This window comes from Mycolicibacterium houstonense (assembly GCF_900078665.2).
GTDB classification, from domain to species: domain Bacteria; phylum Actinomycetota; class Actinomycetes; order Mycobacteriales; family Mycobacteriaceae; genus Mycobacterium; species Mycobacterium houstonense.
This window is the reverse complement of record NZ_LT546207.1, coordinates 4485641-4490052: the sequence shown is the minus strand read 5'-3', so window position 1 is coordinate 4490052 and position 4412 is coordinate 4485641. Positions and strand designations below refer to the sequence as shown.

The 4412-nt window shown below is 69.7% G+C and carries 4 protein-coding genes and 2 pseudogenes; 3 read left to right on the top strand and 3 right to left on the bottom strand.

The window, feature by feature from the left end:
* Positions 1-793: pseudogene (locus BN4332_RS22505) on the top strand (cation transporting ATPase C-terminal domain-containing protein); the annotation flags it as partial.
* Here the strand turns inward: BN4332_RS22505 and BN4332_RS35220 are convergent.
* Positions 682-921 carry an Rv1535 domain-containing protein gene (locus tag BN4332_RS35220; protein WP_353961796.1) on the bottom strand — a complete coding sequence of 80 codons (240 nt, stop codon included), beginning with the start codon at positions 919-921 and terminating at the stop codon, positions 682-684. The pseudogene BN4332_RS22505 and the gene BN4332_RS35220 overlap by 112 nt on opposite strands.
* Between BN4332_RS35220 and BN4332_RS22500 the strand changes: the two genes are divergently transcribed.
* The gene (locus tag BN4332_RS22500; RefSeq protein ID WP_066901738.1) at positions 874-1146 is read left to right on the top strand and encodes a hypothetical protein; all 273 of its coding nucleotides are present in this window, start codon (positions 874-876) and stop codon (positions 1144-1146) included. The genes BN4332_RS35220 and BN4332_RS22500 overlap by 48 nt on opposite strands.
* 10 nt (positions 1147-1156) lie before the next feature.
* Here BN4332_RS22500 and BN4332_RS22495 read toward each other — a convergent pair whose 3' ends face one another.
* Positions 1157-1954, bottom strand: a complete 798-nt coding sequence (locus BN4332_RS22495; protein ID WP_066901737.1) for a tyrosine-protein phosphatase — start codon at positions 1952-1954, stop codon at positions 1157-1159.
* Positions 1951-3180 carry an acyl-CoA dehydrogenase family protein gene (locus BN4332_RS22490; protein ID WP_066901736.1) on the bottom strand — a complete coding sequence of 410 codons (1230 nt, stop codon included), beginning with the start codon at positions 3178-3180 and terminating at the stop codon, positions 1951-1953. Before BN4332_RS22490 ends, BN4332_RS22495 begins: the two co-directional genes overlap by 4 nt.
* A gap of 155 nt (positions 3181-3335) precedes the next feature.
* On the opposite strand from BN4332_RS22490, the pseudogene BN4332_RS22485 reads away from it, so the two are divergent.
* Positions 3336-4412, top strand: a pseudogene (locus BN4332_RS22485) (uroporphyrinogen-III synthase); the annotation flags it as partial.

Genomic DNA, 4412 nt, shown 5'->3' with positions numbered 1-4412 from the left:
CGACCCGGCCCGCAGCTCGGCCGATGTGCTGCTGCTCGACGGGCGGATCGGCTCCCTGACCGAGGCGCTGGACGAGGGCCGTCAGCTGTGGCGGCGGGTGCAGGCGTCGGTCGCGGTACTGCTCGGCGGCAATGCGGGCGAAGTGGTGTTCTCGATCGTGGGCAGCGCGCTCACCGGCCGATCCCCGCTCAACACGCGGCAGCTGTTGCTGGTCAACATGATGACCGATGCGCTTCCCGCGGCGGCGTTGGCGGTGAGCCCGACCACCCGTGCGGTGGGCGGCGTCGGTCACGGACCCGATCAGGCCGAACTGTGGCGGACGGTAGCGATCCGAGGTGTCGCGACGGCGGGTGCGGCCACCGGCGCATGGCTGTCGGCGGGCTTCCCGGTGGTACCCCGTCGCGCCTCCACGGTGGGATTGGTGGCCCTGGTCTCGACGCAGCTGGCCCAGACCCTGATCGACTCGCACAGCCCCCTGGTGATCGCCACCGCAGCCGGGTCCCTGCTCACGTTGGGGGCGGCGATCAGCACACCGGGGGTCAGCCAGCTGCTGGGTTGCACTCCGCTGGACCCGCTCGGGTGGGCCCAGGCGCTCGGCGCGGCCGGCGTGGCCACGGGCATCGCCGCCGTCGCACCGAGACTGGTGCCCAAGCTGGCCCAGGCCTCAGGGGCGTCGTCGCCTCAGTCGTCGATGTCGATGACGCCGCAGCGCCACAGCACCGCGTACAGCTCACGCAACGGAAGAACCAAGACGCGGGACACGGCGTCGGTCAACGGATCGGAGGGTGCACCGGAGCCGGAAGTTCTCACACCCCTGACGCTGCGAAGTCGACATCTCCAGAAGTCGAAGACGACGTGACGGAAAGGTGACCAATGGCAGAAAACTCGAAGCAAGCCAAGGGCCACCGCGACGCGGTGCATGCGGTGCGTGAGGCGCGGGGGTTTGCCGTGACCGTGCCGGGGGTGGGGCGAGTGAAGGTGCCGCACCCCGAACAACTCGCCTACTACGGCGCACTGGGAATCCTGGCCGCCGTCGAGATCATCGACTGGCCGGTCGCGGTCGTGCTCGGTGCCGGGCACCTGCTGATGCAGAACGAGCACAACCGGGTGATCGAGCAGGTCGGCGAGGCGATGGAGGACGCCTGATCGGCCGGCGCTAACCCAGCAGGGCCGACCGCAACGCGGCGATGGTCTCGGGCGTCACGCCGGCCGCCTCGACGAATCCGCCGACCGAGCCGTATTGCTGCACCAACTTGTCCCAGGCCGCCGCCAGATAGTCCTCGCGTACCCCGAGAACCTCGTCGGTCAGTCGGGCCTCGGCGTAGGTGACCATCTCCGGCGCATCCTGGGCCCTGGCCCGCACCGATTCCATGATCCGGTTGCGCAGGGAGGGGATGGCGCCGTTGCTGGCCAGGAAATCGGCGAAGATGAGGTCGCGGTCGACGCCGACGGTCTCCAGCACGGTGGCCACTGTGAAGCCGGTCCGGTCCTTGCCTGCGAAACAGTGTGCGATCACCGGACGTTCCTGCGCCAGCAGGGAAATCACCTCGCGCACCGCGGCGTGGGCCCCCGGCAGCGTCGGGAACTCTTCGTATACCTCGGTCATGTACCGACGGGCCGCGGTGGCGACGTCCTCGCCCTCGGCGGATTCCGACATCACCCGCTGGAAGGTGCTCTCGTGCGGTGCGTCGTTCGACGGGTCGTCGGGGTGGAACGGAAGCAGGTGCACGGCCACACCGTCGGGCACCTGCCCGGAACCCTGCCGCTGCACTTCCTGGTGCGAGCGCAGGTCGGCGACGTCGGTGATGCCCAGCCGGCGGAACACCGCGCGGCCGTCATCGGAGAGTTGGCTGAGCTGACTGGAGCGGTACAGCAGCCCCGGACGGATCGCGGTCTGGGCCGCGACGTCCCGAAAGTTCCACGCCCCCGACAGTTCCCCCAGCTCGACGGTCACTGCGCCGTCACCGCCGCGGCCAGGGACGATTTCTCCCGGCCCAGCTCGGCCCGGGCGATGGTGCGCATGTGCACCTCGTCGGGTCCGTCGAACAGCCGCATCGCGCGGTGCCAGGCGTAGAGCCGGGCCAGCGGGAAGTCGTCGCTGATGCCGGCGGCGCCGTGGACCTGGATGGCGCGGTCGATGACGTTGCAGGCGATCTGCGGGGCCACCGACTTGATCTGGGAGACCAGGACGTGGGCGGCCTTGTTGCCCTCCTGATCGATGGTCCAGGCGGCCTTCTCGCACAGTAGCCGGGCCTGGTCGATCTCGTTGCGGGACTTGGCAATCGACTCGCGGACCACACCCTGCTCGGACAACGGCTTGCCGAATGCGACGCGCTTCTGCACCCGGTCCACCATCAGGGCCAGCGCCCGCTCGGCGGCCCCCAGCGCGCGCATGCAGTGGTGGATGCGGCCCGGCCCCAACCGGGCCTGGGCGATGGCGAACCCACTGCCCTCCTCGTGGAGCAGGTTCTCGGCGGGCACCCGCACGTTGTCGAACACGATCTCGCAGTGCCCGTGCTGGTCCTGCCAGCCGAACACCGGCAGTGACCGTTGGATGTCCACGCCGGGGGTGTCGACGGGCACCAGGATCATCGACTGCTGGGCATGACTGGCGGCGTCGGGATTGGTGCGGCCCATCACGATCAGGATCTTGCAGCGCGGATCGGCGGCGCCGGTGATCCACCACTTACGGCCGTTGATCACGTAATCGGCCCCGTCGCGCAGCATCGTGGTCTCGATGTTGCGGGCATCCGAGGACGCGACCGCCGGCTCGGTCATCGCGAACGCACTGCGGAACTCCCCGTTCAGCAGCGGCTCCAGCCACTGCTTGCGCTGCGCCTCGTTGGCGAACAGGTGCAGCGTCTCCATGTTGCCGGTGTCCGGGGCCGCGCAGTTGAGGACCTCGGGGGCGATCTCCATGCTCCAGCCCGAGATCTCGGCCAGCGGTGCGTACTCCAGGTTGGTCAGCCCCGACTCCGAGGGCAGGAACAGGTTCCACAGCCCCTGCTCGCGAGCCTTGATCTTGAGTTCCTCGACCACCGGCGGCACGGTGTGGTCCTTCGGGCCCTTTTCCTCGCGATATGCGTGGTAGGAGGCTTCGGCCGGAAACACGTATTCCGTCATGAAGTCGGTGAGCCGGGAGTGGTAATCAGCCGCCTTGGCCGACAGCGCGAAGTCCATGGCAGCCACGATAGCCACATGGTTAGACAAGTCGGTAGGTGGTATGACCGGAAGCCGTCCGGCAGGCACTCGCCTACCGGTCCCGCCGAGAGGTGAGCGTGCACGCCAGCACCCCGGCCAGCATCGCCAGGCCCATCACGGTGCCGGCCACCGCGGATTGGGCCGCGCTGGCCGCCGCCCCCGGGCCGCTGATCCTGCACGCGACGGCATCGCATCTGCCCGACGCCGCGCGCACCCTGATCGAGCAGGGTCTGGTCGACAGCACCCCGGCCGTGGTGACCGCGAGCGGCACCACCTGCCAGCAGCGGTCGGTGGAGACCACGCTCGGTGGCCTGATCGACAAGACCGTGCTGGAGAAGCCGGCCGGCAGCGAGCTGGCCGGGCCGTTGGCCGGGCCGCTGGTGGTGACCATCGGCAAGACCGTGGCCAACCGGGCCAAGCTGAACTGGTGGGAGAGCCGCGCCCTGTACGGCTGGACCGTGCTGGTGCCGCGCACCAAGGACCAGGCCGGCGAGATGAGCGACCGGCTGGTGGGCCACGGTGCCCTGCCGATCGAGGTGCCGACCATCGCCGTCGAGCCGCCGCGCAGCCCCGCGCAGATGGAGCGCGCGGTCAAGGGCCTGGTCGACGGCCGGTTCCAATGGGTGGTGTTCACCTCGACCAACGCCGTGCGGGCGGTGTGGGAGAAGTTCAACGAGTTCGGCCTCGACGCGCGTGCGTTCTCCGGCGTCAAGATCGCCTGCGTCGGGCAGGCCACCGCCGACAAGGTGCGGGCGTTCGGGATCAACCCCGAGCTGGTGCCGTCGGGCGAGCAGTCCTCGCTGGGCCTGCTCGACGAGTTCCCGCCGTTCGACGAGGTTTTCGACCCGGTGAACCGGGTGCTGCTGCCGCGGGCGGACATCGCCACCGAGACGCTGGCCGAGGGGCTGCGTGAGCGGGGCTGGGAGATCGAGGACGTCACCGCCTACCGCACGGTGCGTGCCGCTCCGCCGCCGGCGCAGACTCGCGAGATGATCAAGACCGGTGGTTTCGACGCGGTGTGCTTCACGTCGAGTTCGACGGTGCGCAACCTCGTCGGTATCGCGGGCAAGCCGCACGCGCGGACCATCGTGGCCTGCATCGGCCCGAAAACCGCTGAAACCGCAGCGGAATTCGGCCTGCGGGTGGACGTGCAGCCCGAGTCGGCCGCGGTCGGGCCGCTGGTCGACGCACTCGCCGAGCACGCTGCGCGA